General features: G+C 43.8%; 15 protein-coding genes. 2 read left to right on the top strand and 13 right to left on the bottom strand.

Going from position 1 to position 14,998, the window contains the following annotated elements; all coding sequences use genetic code 11:
- Positions 1 to 82: 82 nt before the first annotated feature.
- The 6 genes from ACNQO6_RS16180 to ribF form a co-directional block, all read right to left on the bottom strand.
- A complete protein-coding gene (locus ACNQO6_RS16180; protein ID WP_440209643.1) occupies positions 83 to 628 on the bottom strand; it encodes a type 1 glutamine amidotransferase domain-containing protein in 546 nt (181 codons plus the stop codon).
- 335 nt (positions 629 to 963) lie between these two features.
- Positions 964 to 1,506 carry an NADPH-dependent FMN reductase gene (locus ACNQO6_RS16175; RefSeq protein WP_199974999.1) on the bottom strand — a complete coding sequence of 181 codons (543 nt, stop codon included), beginning with the start codon at positions 1,504 to 1,506 and terminating at the stop codon, positions 964 to 966.
- A gap of 104 nt (positions 1,507 to 1,610) precedes the next feature.
- A complete protein-coding gene (locus ACNQO6_RS16170; RefSeq protein WP_009516399.1) occupies positions 1,611 to 2,093 on the bottom strand; it encodes an FKBP-type peptidyl-prolyl cis-trans isomerase in 483 nt (160 codons plus the stop codon).
- 1 nt (position 2,094) lies between these two features.
- Positions 2,095 to 2,625, bottom strand: a complete 531-nt coding sequence (gene lspA / locus ACNQO6_RS16165) for a signal peptidase II (protein ID WP_153560063.1) — start codon at positions 2,623 to 2,625, stop codon at positions 2,095 to 2,097.
- 4 nt (positions 2,626 to 2,629) lie between these two features.
- The gene (ileS, locus tag ACNQO6_RS16160; RefSeq protein ID WP_440209642.1) at positions 2,630 to 5,467 is read right to left on the bottom strand and encodes an isoleucine--tRNA ligase; all 2,838 of its coding nucleotides are present in this window, start codon (positions 5,465 to 5,467) and stop codon (positions 2,630 to 2,632) included.
- A gap of 62 nt (positions 5,468 to 5,529) precedes the next feature.
- Positions 5,530 to 6,531, bottom strand: coding sequence for a riboflavin biosynthesis protein RibF (gene ribF / locus ACNQO6_RS16155; protein WP_440209641.1), 1,002 nt, complete (start codon positions 6,529 to 6,531; stop codon positions 5,530 to 5,532).
- A gap of 207 nt (positions 6,532 to 6,738) precedes the next feature.
- Here ribF and ACNQO6_RS16150 point away from each other — a divergent pair, with 207 nt between their 5' ends.
- Together ACNQO6_RS16150 and ACNQO6_RS16145 are read left to right on the top strand one after the other, a co-directional pair.
- The gene (locus ACNQO6_RS16150; protein ID WP_343579605.1) at positions 6,739 to 7,872 is read left to right on the top strand and encodes a TDT family transporter; all 1,134 of its coding nucleotides are present in this window, start codon (positions 6,739 to 6,741) and stop codon (positions 7,870 to 7,872) included.
- 62 nt (positions 7,873 to 7,934) lie between these two features.
- Positions 7,935 to 8,501, top strand: a complete 567-nt coding sequence (locus ACNQO6_RS16145; RefSeq protein WP_440209640.1) for a 5'-methylthioadenosine/S-adenosylhomocysteine nucleosidase family protein — start codon at positions 7,935 to 7,937, stop codon at positions 8,499 to 8,501.
- Positions 8,502 to 8,600: 99 nt separating this feature from the next.
- Here ACNQO6_RS16145 and ACNQO6_RS16140 read toward each other — a convergent pair whose 3' ends face one another.
- The 7 genes from ACNQO6_RS16140 to ACNQO6_RS16110 all read right to left on the bottom strand — a co-directional run bounded on the left by ACNQO6_RS16140 (position 8,601) and on the right by ACNQO6_RS16110 (position 14,812).
- The gene (locus tag ACNQO6_RS16140) at positions 8,601 to 8,942 is read right to left on the bottom strand and encodes a hypothetical protein (RefSeq protein ID WP_440209639.1); all 342 of its coding nucleotides are present in this window, start codon (positions 8,940 to 8,942) and stop codon (positions 8,601 to 8,603) included.
- A 218-nt stretch (positions 8,943 to 9,160) separates the two neighbouring features.
- Positions 9,161 to 9,772: a TetR/AcrR family transcriptional regulator gene (locus tag ACNQO6_RS16135; protein ID WP_005228225.1), complete on the bottom strand. Its 612-nt coding sequence runs from the start codon at positions 9,770 to 9,772 to the stop codon at positions 9,161 to 9,163.
- A 242-nt stretch (positions 9,773 to 10,014) separates the two neighbouring features.
- The gene (locus tag ACNQO6_RS16130) at positions 10,015 to 10,815 is read right to left on the bottom strand and encodes an ABC transporter ATP-binding protein (RefSeq protein WP_009516390.1); all 801 of its coding nucleotides are present in this window, start codon (positions 10,813 to 10,815) and stop codon (positions 10,015 to 10,017) included.
- Positions 10,816 to 10,828: 13 nt separating this feature from the next.
- Positions 10,829 to 11,632 carry an aliphatic sulfonate ABC transporter permease SsuC gene (ssuC, locus tag ACNQO6_RS16125; RefSeq protein WP_262476300.1) on the bottom strand — a complete coding sequence of 268 codons (804 nt, stop codon included), beginning with the start codon at positions 11,630 to 11,632 and terminating at the stop codon, positions 10,829 to 10,831.
- Positions 11,629 to 12,804 (bottom strand): FMNH2-dependent alkanesulfonate monooxygenase, encoded by a 1,176-nt coding sequence (gene ssuD / locus ACNQO6_RS16120; protein WP_009516397.1) that lies wholly within the window; start codon positions 12,802 to 12,804, stop codon positions 11,629 to 11,631. The genes ssuC and ssuD overlap by 4 nt, the downstream gene beginning before the upstream one ends.
- A 21-nt stretch (positions 12,805 to 12,825) precedes the next feature.
- A complete protein-coding gene (locus ACNQO6_RS16115) occupies positions 12,826 to 13,731 on the bottom strand; it encodes a sulfonate ABC transporter substrate-binding protein (RefSeq protein ID WP_440209645.1) in 906 nt (301 codons plus the stop codon).
- A 94-nt stretch (positions 13,732 to 13,825) separates the two neighbouring features.
- Positions 13,826 to 14,812 (bottom strand): sulfonate ABC transporter substrate-binding protein, encoded by a 987-nt coding sequence (locus tag ACNQO6_RS16110; RefSeq protein WP_440209638.1) that lies wholly within the window; start codon positions 14,810 to 14,812, stop codon positions 13,826 to 13,828.
- Between the last annotated feature and the right edge of the window lie 186 nt (positions 14,813 to 14,998).

Here is a 14,998-nt window from a genome sequence, read left to right as displayed (position 1 = left end):
CAGCTTTTAAATACAAACACCCCCTAACTAACGTTAGGGGGTGTTTTTTATTGGCTATAGAAAAATAATGTTATCTAAGAACTTATTCTTGGCTCAACTCTTTCAAAATGGCTTCATTGAACTGCGGGATATCATCTGGGCAGCGTGAGGTGATAAGAGGCCAGTCATTGGTATTACAACGATGTACCGCTTCATCCACCCAGAGTGCGCCTGCATTTTCTAGATCCAGACGAATGCTTTTATAGGACGTTAGATTTTTATCCTTAATCCGTTCTGCATTGATGAGTGTCCAAGGCGCATGACAGATTGCGGCAATCGGCTTGTTTTGATCGGTAAAATATTGAATGATGGCATGGGCTTTTTCATTGAGCCGTAAGGTATCGGCATTAACGGTACCGCCAGGAATAATCAAAATATCGTAATCTTCTACAGAAACCTGATCTAATGAGGCTTGTGGTGTATAACTTGGACCAAGTGCCTTATCACCTTTTACCGTCTGCACCGCATCAAAGCTTTCTGCAGCATGGATGACTTCAATACCTTTGCCTTTTAAAAATTCGAGTGGCTGAATCAGCTCATCATGTTCAACGCCTGCGTTAGATGTGATGATTAATGCTTTTTTACCCATGGTTACGACCTCAAAATCATTTTTATTTTAGGGTAACAAGCTAAAAACATGAAAAATGTAGGGCTTTCTGGGGCAGATTGTATCTTGCGGGATACGATGTCAATTTCTGTTACATGCTTCAGATAGATAACAAATAGATAAAAAGAAGCCCCATCATCCTGACGGGGCTTCTTCATATTCCGCTTATGTCGTTGATATCCTATTAACGACCACGTCCTGTGTGTTTTATTATTCTCAATGAGACGTCCTGTCTCTCTATGATTCATATAATAGCGACTAAGTCGAAAGTGGAGTAGACGTAAATCTACCTGATCAACGTACGCTTAGGCGTACAACTAAGCGATATGATACTTCTGTAGTTTACTTATTAACGCTGACAATCCTTTCACTTCAAACTCATTGGCTTCAAACGTTTCTTCTTTATTACGTTTAAAAATATCACGGATTTCAAGAACTGCATTGCTGTCCACCAAGCCGATATAGGTCGCGACCTGACGGAGTTGATCAATTGAGCGCGAGCCATTGGTTGCACCATAGCCCACATAAGCCGCAGGTTTACCTTGCCATTCCTTAGCCACGTAATCCAATGCATTTTTGAGTGCTGGACTGTAGCCATGATTATATTCAGGGCTAATCAAGATAAATGCATCAGCGGCGGCAATTTTATCGGCCCATTGTTGTTGTTTAGGTTGGTCATAAACACCTGTCGCTGGAGGATGCGCGCCTGCAAAGATAGGTAAGGCCCATTCTTTTAGATCGATAATCTCGGTCTGAATATCATTTAATGAAAGTTCATTGATGGCCTGATCGACCCAATTGGCGATTTTAATGGCTGTGCGACCTTCGCGGATGCTACCGACGATAATGTAAATGAGCATATTGATCTTCCTGTGTTATTGCTTTGAATCGAAAATAAATGTCTTTTAATGATCTTATACTTTTAGTCAGGGTTAAAAAAAGCTCTCATTTGAGAGCTTTTATGTTACATCAATTTAATGCCTTGCTGTCCAGCAGGGGTGACCTTGAAGATTTCCACTTCAAAGGTAATATTTTTGCCTGCTAGTGGATGATTAAAATCGATTTCAGTGGTGTCATCATTGACCGATTTTACAATTCCAAATAAGGTGGCTTTGGCCTTATCTTCAAATTCAATCATATGACCAACGATGGGACGTTGTTCAAACTTAACCGTATCGAAGATCTGGATGTTTTCAGCATTCCACGGGCCAAAAGCGTCTTCAGGTGGTAAATGTACAGTACGACGATCGCCTGCTCGCAAACCAAATAAAGCCTTTTCAAAGCCAGGTAACAGGTTACCGTCGCCAATCACCAGACTGACAGGTTCTTCACGGCCACGGGTATTGTCGATCTCAACACCATTTTCGATTGAAACCGAAAAGTGCAAGTCAACTTTTGAACCGTCCTGGATACGAATTTCTTCGTTTGGGTGAATAATTTCGTTCATCTTATCTATCCGCATTTTGGTTGCGTTTCTTCTCGAGGAAGAAGGTATCGATTAGCAGTAAAATCGTTCCCAAAGTAATGGCACTATCTGCAAGGTTAAATGCCGGGAAATGGCTGTTCTGGTAATAGACATGGATAAAATCGACCACATAGCCCAGACTGACACGGTCAATCAGGTTGCCAATGGCTCCACCGAGAATCAACGCAATTGCCATAGGCAAAATGATCATTTTCTTTGGCATGCGCATCAGCCAGAACACAAAAATAACCGACACAATGCCTGCTAGAGAGGTAAACAGATAACGTTGCCAGCCACCTGCATCAGATAGAAAGCTAAATGCTGCGCCATGATTGTGAAGTAATGTCCAGTTTAAAAAAGGCAGAACCGGAACAGGATCAGCATAATTTAAATGTGAACTTGCAATCCATTTGGTCCATTGATCCAGCACAATGGCAAGGACAGAAAGTCCAAGCCACATGAAGTTGTGCGGGTAAAACTGGAATAAGCCTTTTTTTGCGGGGCTTGTTTGCACAGAATTATGCATATTTTCTCACTTCGCCACTGCCAGTGACATTGATAATACAACGAGCGCATAAACCAGCATGACCAACGTGTGTATTTACATCTGGCAGCACATGCCAGCAGCGTACACATTTTTCACCATCTGCTGCTGAAACCTGAACACGTAACCCGGCAAGGTCAGTGCTTTCACCTTGTTCAGCATACGGATGAACAATGACTTGAGAGGTGATCAAGACAAAGCGTAATTCATCAGCCAATTGGTTCAACAATTTCTGTAATGCTTCATCTGCCCAAAGTTCAACTTTTGCAGATAAGTTACTGCCAATCAGTTTAGCGTTACGTGCTGCTTCAATCTGTTTATTTACTGCTGATTTTACGCTAATCAATGTTTGCCAATCTGCTTCAGACAGTAAGTTTGCTGTTGAGGCTGTTGGAATGTCATACCATTCAGCGGTAAATACATATTTTTCAGTTTGTTCTGGAATTAAAGGCCATGCTTCTTGTGCGGTAAAGCTGAGAATTGGTGCCATCCAGCGGACAAAGGCCTGAACGATATGGTACAGCGCGGTTTGGGCAGAATGACGTGCTTGTGAATCTGCCTTGGTGGTGTATTGACGATCTTTGATGATGTCGAGATAGAAACCACCCAAATCGTTGATACAGAAGTTGGTGAGGGCATTGGTCACAATATGGAAATTCATCTCTTCATAGGCTTGCTGAATGGTTTTTTGAACCTCAGCAGCACGTTGCAGGATGTATTGGTCTAATGCAATCAACTGGTCCACTGGCAGCGCATCTGTAGATGGCTTGAAGCCATTCAGGTTGGCCAGCAAGAAACGTAAGGTGTTACGGATACGACGGTAACCATCTGAAGCACGGCTAAAGATTTCTTTACCAGCCGTCATTTCATAACGGTAGTCCGCAGAAGCAATCCAGAAGCGTAAACCATCTGCACCCATATCTTTAATAATGTCTTGTGGGGTAATGATATTACCTAATGATTTAGACATTTTACGGCCTTTCTCATCGACCACAAAACCGTGGGTGAGCAAGCCTTTATATGGCGCGCGTTCATTGATGGCAATTGAGGTCAGCAATGAAGACTGGAACCAGCCACGGTGTTGATCTGAACCTTCAAGATACAAGTCAGCAGGATCTTGCAGGTCTTCACGTTCACGTAGCACCGCATAATGGGTTGTGCCAGAGTCGAACCAGACATCCAGTGTGTCACGGATTGCATTGTAGTTCTCGGCATCTGCACCAATGAAGTCACTTGCTTCACGGTTATACCAGCCGTCAATTCCTTCCTGTTCGATCAGCTTAGCCACTTCTTCAATCAGTTCAGGTGTGCGCGGATGCAATTCGTTGGTATCTTTATGAACGAAGAACGGGATTGGCACACCCCAGGTCCGTTGACGTGAGATACACCAGTCAGGACGACCTTCGATCATGGATTGAATACGGCTTTGACCCCAATCAGGCACAAATTCGATGTCATTTTCAATTGCGTTTAATGCATTTTGGCGTAGACCGTTGGCATCCATGCTGATAAACCATTGTGGCGTCGCACGGAAGATAATTGGTGTTTTGTGACGCCAGCAATGTGGATAGCTATGTTTGATTGGTTGATGTGCCCATAAACGACCGACTGCACCCAATGCTTCAATAATTTGCGGATTGGCTTTGTAGATGTGCTCACCTGCAAAAATTGGTGCAGTGGGTAAATACACACCATTGCCGCCTACAGGATTTTCAACTTTCAATTGATAGAGCAAGCCGACTTTATAGTCGTCTACACCGTGGCCTGGTGCGGTATGAACTGCACCTGTACCACTGGTTGCAATCACGTGCTCGCCTAAAATCACAGGCACTTGGCGATCAGTTAACAGCGGATGTTGCAATAAAAGATTTTCGATTGCCGCGCCTTTGAAATCAGCGAGTACAACTGGGTTTTCCAGTTTGTAACGTTCGATGGCTGATTCAACCAAATCTTTAGCCAGAATAAAGTTTTGCGTACCACGTTCAGTGGTCACCTGTACCAGTTGATAGTCGATTTCAGCATGCAACGCGACTGCCTGGTTGGCAGGCAAGGTCCATGGCGTCGTCGTCCAGATCACGATATCAGTCGCATCTTTCACCTCGACATTCAAACGTGTGCTGAGATCGTTCAGATCAACCACGGTAAAGCCGACATCAATCGCATCTGATTTTTTATCTTCGTATTCAACTTCAGCTTCAGCCAGCGAAGAACCACAGTCCATACACCAGTTCACTGGTTTTAAACCCGGCTCAATATGACCTGCCTTGGCGATTGCACCAAGCGCACGTACGATATCTGCTTCTTGTTTGAAGTTCATGGTGAGGTATGGATTGTCCCAGTCACCAAACACGCCCATACGTACAAAGTCTTTTTTCTGCAATTCGACTTGAGTGTATGCATATTCACGGCATGCTTTACGGAAAGTCGATGCATCAACCTTGACGCCGACCTTACCGACTTTTTCTTCGACTTTCAGTTCGATTGGCAGACCGTGACAGTCCCAACCTGGCACATAAGGTGCGTCAAAGCCATCTAAAACACGGCTTTTGATAATGATATCTTTTAAGACTTTATTGACTGCATGGCCTAAATGGATTTGACCATTGGCATAGGGAGGGCCGTCATGAAGGACATATTTTTTCTTGCCAATACGCGATGCACGAATCTGCTGATAAATGTTGTCGGCATACCACTCTTCTAACCATTTGGCTTCACGCACAGCCAAGTTTGCCTTCATGGCAAATTCAGTCGCTGGCAAATTGAGTGTGGCTTTATAATCCACTGCATTTTCAGGAGTTTGCTTATCGCTCATGCAAGTTTTCTTCCAGTTTGATCAGTTTGTAAACTGACATGTATTACAAATGAAAATTAAATTTAAAAAGGAAATTCAGCTGTGTTAGTACGATAGTCTCGTAACTTCTGCACATCATCATCAATTCCGGCTTTGAGGGCTTCAAGCGAAGGGTAATTCAGTTCACCATGCAAATAGTGAAGAAAGGTTACCCGCATCAATAAGCCATACAGATTAGCAGAAACATCAGGGAAATGTACCTCTAATCGCCATTCTGGCTGGTCTTGTTTGATGGCTGGGCGTGTTCCCACATGACCTGCACCAAACAAACTGTCAGCTTGATAGCCAGAGATGCCATTAAGGGCAGGATCTGCATGTTTTATTTTTGCCGTAAGAGAGGCATCTTCACACACCACATCAACCGCATAAATCCCGTTTAAGCACGGTTTATGACGGTTTAAACGTACATTAATCGTTGGGAAATCAAGGGTGCGGCCAATCTGATCACCATACTGGACACGGCCAGTGACGCTATATGGACGACCCAGTAATTTTGCCGCTAAAGCCAGATCACCTGCTTGTAGGACCTGACGAATACGGGTTGAACTGACCCGTTCACCGTTTAAGGCAATGGTATTTAAATTGGTGACATCAAAGCCATAGTTGCGTAGAAATTCGCTGTTGCCCTGGCGATCTTTACCAAAATGGAAGTCATCTCCCAGTACAAGGCTTTGGGCATTCAGTTTTAATTTAAGTAGGTCTGCAAATTCTGTGGCATTTAGACTTCTAAAATATTGGTCAAATTTCGCAACTGCGATGTAGTCTACGCCCAGCTCGGTTAAATATTCTACTTTTTCACGTAATGAGCTAATGCGTGGTGGAGCATCATAACCTTTAAAAAATTCAAGCGGTTGCGGCTCAAAAATCATCACTAATGTTTTTAAGCCTTGCGCAGAAGCCAACGTTTTGAGTTGAGCAATCATCGCTTGATGGCCGAGATGGACACCATCAAAATTGCCAATGGTTACCGCAGTCGGCGGTAACTGAAAATCTGGCGATAATGCGTTGAGACGAAGCAACTTCATGGGCGTTAAATACAGTGATTTTTGCAAAGGCTATATATTGCCATATTCTCAGCGTTTCGTCTTGTTGTTGTGTTTTTACACAGAAAATTTTCAATATTTAGAAGTTTTATATCAGTTAAATTGATTCATTAAATAAAAATAAATCAATTTTTCTTATTTAATGGTTAAACTACAATAGCTGCATAGTCGCTTGATATCGAGATAGAGATGAAAAAGCCGTTTTATCAGCTAGAGCAGAGCACCGATGTAATTCGCCATTTTACCCCGAACTGGTTTACTGCAACCATGGGCACCGGGGTGGTAGCGATGATTTTAACACAGCTGCCTTTTGCTTCATCTCTTTTGTTTATGCTTGCGACGAAGTTGTGGCAATTCAATATTCTGTTATTTAGCACCTTTACTGTGTTGTATGGCTTACGCTGGATCTTGTTTCCGACTGAAGCCAAGCAAATCTTTAGCCATCCCAATATGAGTCTGTTTTTGGGTGCGATACCCATGGGTTTAGCCACGATTGCCAATGGTTTTCTCAGTTTCGGTACCCATTTATATGGTGATATCGCCATACAAATTGCAACTTACCTTTGGTATATCGATGTTGTTCTTGCCGTTGTAATTGCTTGGTTGGTGCCATTCTGTATGTTTAGTTGTCAGGACCATCAACTGCAACGCATGACCGCCGTCTGGCTGTTGCCGATCGTGGCATGTGAAGTTGCTGCCAGCTCTGCGGGCTTGTTGTTGCAACATTTAGCAGCCGATCAGCATGCCTTGACCATCTTGATCACAGGCTATGTATTATGGGGAATTTCTGTCTTACCTGCTTTTGCGATCTTAACCATCCTGATGTTACGTCTGGCATTGCATCAGTTGCCTGAGAAAGAAGTGGCGATTTCTAGCTGGCTATGTTTGGGCCCGATCGGGACAGGGGCGTTAGCGTTATTATTACTTGGTGAGCAGGCGCCACGGATCATGCACGCGATGGGCTTTGAAGGCTTGGCAACGTTATTACCTGCTTTAGGTATCGTAGCGAGTCTGGTGTTATTAGGCTTCGGTTTATGGTGGTTTGGGATTGCGATCTTGACTACATTACGCCATATGCGCACTGGCATTCCATTTAACCTAGGCTGGTGGGGCCTCACGTTCCCGTTCGGTGTATTTATTTTGGCGATCTTTAATCTGGCGCACCAGCTACATATTGGTTTTTTACAGTATGCGGCTGTGGTTCTCAGTCTGCTGCTGGTCGGATTATGGGCCTTGGTGATGAAGAAAACGCTGGCAGGGGCATATAGCGGTCAATTATTTTTCTCTCCCTGTTTGGTCGCCTTACAGCAGAAGATGCAATAATATCTAAGGTGTGCCTGAGCACACCTTTTTTATGTCTCTTTTTTATTTGAACGAGTCTTTTTATGAATGCTGATATTGCCCTGATTATGGCGTTGCCGAGTGAATCCAAAGGTTTGTTTGAGCAGGCGGGTATAGATGTCCATTACAGTGGAATTGGCAAAATTAATGCGGCATTCAAAGCCTATGAGGTGATTCAAAAGACAGGATGCAAAACATTGATCAATTTAGGCAGTGCGGGCAGTTCACATTTTGATGCGCATAGTTTGGTTGAAGTCATCACTTTCGTACAACGCGATATGGATGTATCGCCTTTAGGTTTTGCCGTGGGTGTGACGCCAATGGATGATGAGATTCCTGCTGACATCCATGCCCAGCCGCATTTTGCGTTTTTACCCAAAGGAATTTGTGGCACGGGTGATTCTTTTGAAACGGGCTTACCGAAAGTCAGCTGTAATCTGGTTGATATGGAAGGCTATGCCTTAGCTAAAGTGTGTCAGAAACTGGGTGTACGTTTAATTTCGGTTAAATATATTACTGATGGTGCCAATGATACGGCTCATCTGGATTGGGAAGAAAATCTGCTGCTTGGTGCACAGAAATTATTGGCGTTGTATCAGGCGCATTTTTAAATGCAAAGGGTTTAAAGTTGTAATATATGTTGGTGAAAAATTATTAAAATTTTGAAAGTAAAAGTTATTTTTTATTTAAATCGAATAGTGCCCATTATCTTAAATGAAAGGGTTTTCACTTTTCCATGGCTCATACCTAAAAATAATTTGACCATTTTCAACACAAATGATCCATGTATAAAAATATTCTTCGCCAAGTCCACGACATTCAAAATTAGAATTAGGAAATAGCTTTATTATTTTTTCTATTAACTCAAAACAATAAATAGGATCAACATTAAGACTATCTTTACCATTAAAAAAGGCTGTGGCTAAATTGCTATAGATATCTTCATGAATTCCATCATTTTTCAATATTTCCAAAATTTTTTGCTTTTCTGACGAAAGGTCCAACTCATCAAAGTCAGTATGTCTAATTTGTAATTCTGTGAAAAAACTCATTATTTCTAACCCTCCTATTATCAAATGGAATTACCATACACTATAAAATTTTCCTAAAATTAACATAATATTTTTATAATAAATACTTAAAATTTTATATTTAGCATCACTATCCTAGTTAATTCTATTTCAGTGTTATACATATTGAAAAAAAGCGACTAACAAAGCCACTTTTTTTATTTTAATCATTAAAATAAAAGCTTTTAACGGAAGAAAATTTAACGTGGCAATACGCCGTATAACATCACATGCACAGTATGCTCGATGCTACGTTGAAACATACTACGATTGCGTAAGGTTTTTCCTGTCACCATTTCAATCTGGGTCGAGAAGTCCGCATAATTCTGTGTAATGGCCCAGATATTCAGAATCAACAGTTCTGGATCAATCTCTGCCGACAATTTACCTTGTTCTTGCCAAGTTTGAATGACTTTAGCTTTACGCTTAAACAGCTTTTTTAACGGACCTTTCAGGATCGGCAAAATATGAGGTGCACCTTGAATAATCTCGAGTGCAAATAAACGTGAAGCTTTCGGCTGGTCACGTGAGCTTTCAATTTTTTGAATTAAATAATGCGTCAGTGCTTCTGTTGGTTCAAGTTCAGATTCCAAAGTCTGCAAAGGCGCCAGCCATTTTTGCAGAACCGTGGTGAGTACTTCTACATACAGTGACTCTTTATTTTCATAGTAGTAGAAAATATTGGATTTATGCATATTTGCGAGCTGTGCAATCTCATCCAGACTTGCGCCACTAAACCCATAGACGGAAAAAACATCTAGGGCAGCATTCAGCAGTTGATTGCGCTTTTGTGTACTTTTTTTCTGTTCCATCTGCGAGCTTGATTCAAAAAATGTCATTGACATTGTAAGATAAATTGTCGGATTTGTGCACAGTCACAGAATTTTTTTATCGAAAAAATTATACTTTTTGGGCCAAGATTGGGGATGTATTTGATAATTATTGAAATCTAAAAAAGGTCATACATATTTTGTAAATAATTCATGGATAGGGCATCAACCGGAATGCTTATTTTTTTATAATTTAGAGTCTTTCTTGATGTGTTGAAACGGTTTTAGGTGGCTAAAACCGCATCAAGGACTTGTTGTTCGAGTTGTGCAAAAGCAATACTCTTTTTACGTGGACGTGGCAGATTCACCTGAAAATTATGCGCAATATGGCCCTGATCCAGAAGGATAATTCGATCGGCCAGCTGGACAGCTTCACTTACATCATGTGTCACCAGAATGGCGGTAAAGCCTTGTTCCTTCCAGAGACGTTCAATCAGGTTTTGCATTTCCAAACGGGTCAGGGCATCTAATGCACCCAAGGGCTCATCCAGAAGCAAGATACGAGGTGAATGCGAGAGCGCACGTGCCAGTGCGGCACGTTGACGTTGCCCCCCTGAAAGTTGTGCAGGCCATTGCGAGGCTTTCTCTTTTAAGCCGACTTTTTCCAGTAAGGTTGCTGCGAGTTGGTGCTGTTCTTTAGGTAGTCCCAGTTGCACATTTTGCAGAACGCTTTTCCACGGCAGCAGGCGAGGGTCCTGAAACATCACCCGAATGTCTGCATTGGTGATACCTTCACGAAAATGACGGGCAGACTGGAATTTAATTTCACCATAACTGGCTTTTTCGAGTTGGGCAATGAGACGGAGCAGGGTACTTTTACCGCAGCCACTACGTCCGACGACCGCAACAAATTCACCTGCCTGAATATGCAGATCAAGATCTTCCAGAACCTTGACCTCACCATAAAACTTATACAGTTGCTCAATCAGAATATCTGCGCCATTGGCAGGTGCCTGAGCTGCTTCTGGTTCAGTCACAGGTTGCACCAGATTGTTGTCATAGAAATTTAGATTTAAATTACTCATCTTTAACTCCCTTTTATTTCTGGTAGCCTGCATGCCAGCGTAATAAATAACGTTCTAAACCTTGAGCCAAGACATCGGCCAATTTGCCCAGCAGTGCATAGAGTAAAATACCGACCAGTACAATATCAGTCTGTAAAAACTCCCGTGCATTCATGGTCATATAGCCGATTCCTGATTGTGCCGAAATGGTTTCGGCCACAATTAAAAGGACCCAGACCAGTCCTAAAGAGAAACGCAGACCGACCAGTATGGAAGGCATGGCACCGGGTAAAATGATGTCTTTATACAACTGCCAGCGGCTAAGTCCATAACTTTTACCCATTTCGATCAGCTGTGGATCGACGGAACGGATGCCGTGATAGGTATTGATGTAGATCGGGAAAAACACGCCCACTGCAACCAAAAACAGTTTGGCCGTTTCATCAATCCCGAACCATAAAATCACTAATGGAATCAAGGCTAATGCGGGAATGTTACGGATCATTTGCAAGGTGGTATCAAGCAAGGTTGAAGCAATACGCGATGAGCCGTTGAGTAGCCCTAAAATCAGCCCCAGGCCACCGCCAATCAGTAAACCCAGTAAAGCGCGACCCGCACTGACTTTGACATGCTGCCAAAGTTCACCACTGAGGAGTAAGTGCCAGAACGCACTTACCACAGCGCTTGGAGCGGGTAATACCCGGCTTTGTAACAGGCCCGAACTTGAAGCAGCTTGCCAAACCAGCACCAGTAACACTGGGAATAGCCAAGGCAATAAACTGCTGCCTATTTTTTGTGTTCCACGTGAAACATTATTGACGGAAACTTTAGTACTCATGCAGTCTCCTTGGCCAAGGGCTTAGCTTCCTTGACCTCCGGCACGTAGTTATTGGCAATGATTTCACCAAAGGGGCCGGTTAAATGTGGCTGTGCCAGTTTCTCGCGGGTTTTAAGGGGTAATAATGGGAACACCAGTTCTGCAAAACGGATCGATTCTTCCAGGTGCGGATAGCCCGAGAAGATAAAGGTATCGATACCTAAATCGGCATATTCCTGAATACGTGCCGCAACTGTTTCTGGATCACCGACCAGAGCGGTTCCTGCGCCGCCACGTACCAGCCCAATGCCTGCCCAAAGGTTCGGTGAAACTTCGAGTTGATCTTTACGCCCGCCGTGAAGGGCAGCCATACGCTGCTGGCCCACAGAATCCATTTGCGCAAATTTTTTCTGCGCTGCGGCAATGGTGGCATCATCCAGATATTGAATCAGCTCATCTGCTGCTGCCCAAGCCTGTTCGTTGGTCTCACGCACAATCACATGTAAGCGGATCCCATAATTCAGGGTACGCCCTTTGGCCGCTGCTTTGGCACGCAAATATTCGACCTTTTCTTTCACTGCAGCAGGAGGCTCACCCCAGGTTAAATAGGTATCGACCTGTTCTGCTGCCAGTTCGGTTGCCGCTTCTGATGAACCGCCAAACCACAATGGAGGATAGGGTTGCTGTACAGGCGGATAGAGCAGTTTGGCGTCATCGACACTGAGGCGTTCGCCGTGAAAGGTAAACGATTCGCCGGTATGTGAGCGAGTCAGGATTTCACGCCAGATTTTGACATATTCAGAGGCGGTCTGATAACGGGTGCTGTGATCTTCATAGAGACCATCACCTTTGAGTTCTTGCTCGTCGCCGCCAGTCACCAGATTAAGCAGAATACGGCCATTGGAGAGACGGTCAAAGGTGGCGGCCATCCGTGCAGCAAGTGCCGGAGTGGTAATGCCAGGGCGAAGTGCCACAAGGAATTTCAGCTGTTTGGTGGCATCAATCAGGCTGGCAGCGGTGATCCATGGATCTTCACAAGAGCGCCCTGTCGGAATCAGGACACCGGCATAACCGAGATTGTCCACCGCTACGGCAATCTGTTTCATATAAGCATGATCGACCTGACGAGCGCCCTTGCTGGTGCCAAGATAACGACTGTCACCATGAGTGGGAATAAACCAGAAAATATTCATATGCTTACCTATCTATTGAAATCACTTGGCTTGCCAAACAGCTAGTTTGATACGGATGCTGTTCGGAATAATGCCTTGCTGGGTAAAAATGTCCGCGAGTTGTTGTTGCTCTGCAATCACCTTGGCATTCAGTGGCGCGGCGGCAGAAGGGCGCGGACGACGTTGCACAAATAAACTGCTGACGGCAGGTTTAAGGCCTGTACTTTTGCCAATCAGGTCGGCAGTTTCACTCTGATGTTGCTGGACCCATCGATCGGCCTGATTAATCTGTTTTAACAGTCCTGTCACGGCTTGAGGATGCTGCTGTACAAAATTCGGTGCCGCCAGATAAAAGGTATAATTGGGACTCAGATTTTTACCTGTCGCCAGGACTCTGGCCTGATCTTCCAGTTCGGTTGATGCATAATAAGGATCCCAGATCGCCCAGGCATCGACCGCTCCTTTTTGAAATGCAGCTCGTGCATCGGCAGGAGTGAGCCAAATCGGCTGGATATCACTCCATTTCAAACCTGCTTTGCGTACGGCTTGGACCAGTAAAAAATGTGCACTCGAGCCTTTTTGTAAGGCAATACGCTTACCTTTAAGCTCGGCGAGCTGTTTTAAGCTGGAACCCTTTGGAATTAAAATTGCGGAAGCCAGCGGTTTTGCGGTTTCATAGGCAATGTAGTAGAGCGGTTTTCCTGCTGCTTGTGCATAGACCGGCGGGGCGTCGCCTGTGACTCCCACATCAATCGAGCCGACTGCGAGGGCTTCTAAAATTTGTGGGCCAGCTGGAAACTCGTTCCATGTCACTTTGGCATTGGGAAACTCTTGTTCCAGGAGTTTTTGTTGCTTGGTAATGGCAAAGTTAATCGAACTTTTTTGAAAGCCAATCCGCAGCTGTTTAACAGTTGGATCTATTGCCCAGACAGGACTGCTCAGCAACATGCCTAAACTGGCCAAGGTAATAAAAGATTTGAACCGACGGGCGTGTTGCTGCATGACCATATCCTTATACTCAAATAGAAGACTTAAAATGGGCTTATTTCTTGCTCAGTAATGCATCTTGAATGACCAGTTGCTTTGGAATCAGCTTCTGGGCAAAAAATGCATCGGCTACATATTGCTGTTCTTTGGCAACCTTTTCAGAAATGGGCTGAACACCAAAGCCCATACGCGAAATTGATGTTTTTAAAATATCGAATTCAAGTGCGGTCGGTTTTTCTAGCAGTTTTGCAGCATCGTCGGGGTGTGTTTTGACCCAGTCCGTGGTTTGATTGAGCGTGGTGACCACGGTATTTAGCACTTGCGGATGATTCTCTGCGAATTGGCGATCGGATAGATAGAATTGATGGTTACTGACCAGATGTTCGCCATTGGCAATGACACGCGCATGAATCTGATGTTCAGCCGCAGCTAGGAATGGATCCCAGATCACCCATGCATCGACCGCACCTTTTTCAAAGGCAGCACGTGCATCTGAAGGTGGAAGGTAAACGGGCTGAATATCACTTAAGGTCAGATTATTTTCTTCCAGTAACTTAAGTAATAGGTAATGCACGTTGGAACCTTTATTCAATGCAATACGCTTGCCTTTTAAATCCTGAATCGATTGAATTGGCGAATCTTTTTGCACAATCAAGGCTTCTGCAGATGGTGCGGGTGGCTGATTGGCTACATAGACCAGATTAGGATTGGCGGCCTGGGCAAAGATCGGTGGTGCTTCACCAGCCTCACCCAAGACCACACTTCCGACATTTAAACCTTCCAATAACTGTGGACCGGCTGGGAATTCAACCCATTTCACCTGTACCCCCTGAGCAGCAAGCGTTTTTTCTAATTCACCTTTTGCTTTGACAATCGGCAAGATGCCATACTTTTGAAAGCCGATATTTAATGTGGTGGTTTCTTGTTTTGTGGTGCCTTGCTGCTCAGGTTTTTTGGCACAGCCTGCAACGCCCATTAAACTGGCAAGACTTGCCGCGATGAGGGTATATGTTGCCCATGAGCGATGGATTGAAATAGCCATGTTGGTGTGCTCCCCGAAAATCAAAAAGATTTAAATAGATGAGCAACTAAGCTAAAACTTTTTTTATTGCATAAAAAATAACAAATCGGGCTTTGTTTATGAGGAAAAGTGCAAAATAGAAGATCACATAATCTTATTCATAAATGGAATAAGAATTAAAAAATGAAATATATTAAGTTTTTGTTT

This window comes from Acinetobacter calcoaceticus (assembly GCF_051947995.1).
Lineage (GTDB): Bacteria > Pseudomonadota > Gammaproteobacteria > Pseudomonadales > Moraxellaceae > Acinetobacter.
This window is presented reverse-complemented; position numbering and strand designations above follow the sequence as displayed.

Excerpts from the sequence above, each read along its gene's own strand:
- ACNQO6_RS16180 (WP_440209643.1), bottom strand. The coding sequence starts at position 628 with ATGGGTAAAAAAGCATTAATCATCACATCTAACGCAGGCGTTGAACAT.
- ACNQO6_RS16175 (WP_199974999.1), bottom strand. The coding sequence starts at position 1,506 with ATGCTCATTTACATTATCGTCGGTAGCATCCGCGAAGGTCGCACAGCC.
- ACNQO6_RS16170 (WP_009516399.1), bottom strand. The coding sequence starts at position 2,093 with ATGAACGAAATTATTCACCCAAACGAAGAAATTCGTATCCAGGACGGT.
- ileS (WP_440209642.1), bottom strand. The coding sequence starts at position 5,467 with ATGAGCGATAAGCAAACTCCTGAAAATGCAGTGGATTATAAAGCCACA.
- ribF (WP_440209641.1), bottom strand. The coding sequence starts at position 6,531 with ATGAAGTTGCTTCGTCTCAACGCATTATCGCCAGATTTTCAGTTACCG.
- ACNQO6_RS16150 (WP_343579605.1), top strand. The coding sequence starts at position 6,739 with ATGAAAAAGCCGTTTTATCAGCTAGAGCAGAGCACCGATGTAATTCGC.
- ACNQO6_RS16145 (WP_440209640.1), top strand. The coding sequence starts at position 7,935 with ATGAATGCTGATATTGCCCTGATTATGGCGTTGCCGAGTGAATCCAAA.
- ACNQO6_RS16140 (WP_440209639.1), bottom strand. The coding sequence starts at position 8,942 with ATGAGTTTTTTCACAGAATTACAAATTAGACATACTGACTTTGATGAG.
- ACNQO6_RS16135 (WP_005228225.1), bottom strand. The coding sequence starts at position 9,772 with ATGGAACAGAAAAAAAGTACACAAAAGCGCAATCAACTGCTGAATGCT.
- ACNQO6_RS16130 (WP_009516390.1), bottom strand. The coding sequence starts at position 10,815 with ATGAGTAATTTAAATCTAAATTTCTATGACAACAATCTGGTGCAACCT.
- ssuC (WP_262476300.1), bottom strand. The coding sequence starts at position 11,632 with ATGAGTACTAAAGTTTCCGTCAATAATGTTTCACGTGGAACACAAAAA.
- ssuD (WP_009516397.1), bottom strand. The coding sequence starts at position 12,804 with ATGAATATTTTCTGGTTTATTCCCACTCATGGTGACAGTCGTTATCTT.
- ACNQO6_RS16115 (WP_440209645.1), bottom strand. The coding sequence starts at position 13,731 with ATGTTGCTGAGCAGTCCTGTCTGGGCAATAGATCCAACTGTTAAACAG.
- ACNQO6_RS16110 (WP_440209638.1), bottom strand. The coding sequence starts at position 14,812 with ATGGCTATTTCAATCCATCGCTCATGGGCAACATATACCCTCATCGCG.